Origin of the sequence: Streptomyces sp. P17, from assembly GCF_032436805.1 — a bacterium.
Lineage (GTDB): Bacteria > Actinomycetota > Actinomycetes > Streptomycetales > Streptomycetaceae > Streptomyces.
The window spans coordinates 1-437 of sequence record NZ_JAVRBF010000349.1; the positions used below are offsets into that span (position 1 = coordinate 1).

Below are 437 nucleotides of genomic sequence, written 5' to 3' on the forward strand. Positions count from 1 at the left end.
TAGAGCCAGTAATAGCATCGGTTTGCTGATTTAAGTGCATTTGATTTGCTTGTAAAGCATCACTAACGAGCTGTGTTAAACCATCCACATTAACATTTGATTCGCCACTACCGCCTGATAAAATTGCAGACTCCAATGAATACATTTGTGTGTAAAAAGCATTCAAAAATGTTGAGAAATTATTATTTAATGTTTGTTGTACATTATTTAAACGCTGATTGGTTGTATCGACACGATTAATAAGAGTATCATTCTGACTCAATTGAGAGGATTGAAATGAAGATGATTCAAAAACAAGATTACTAAGAATATTTGTTTGCTGTGAAAGATTGTTATTAATAGAATCGAGTTTGTCATTTGAATTATTAATTAAGTTGTTTACATTAGATAAATCAACAGATACATTTTGATTTGTATTAATTGCAGATGTTAGATGC

General features: G+C 30.2%; 1 protein-coding gene. It reads right to left on the bottom strand.

Features of this window, described 5'->3' with window-relative positions:
* A partial coding sequence (locus RMT89_RS41225; RefSeq protein ID WP_315888881.1) for a hypothetical protein occupies positions 1-437 on the bottom strand: 437 nt, incomplete at both ends.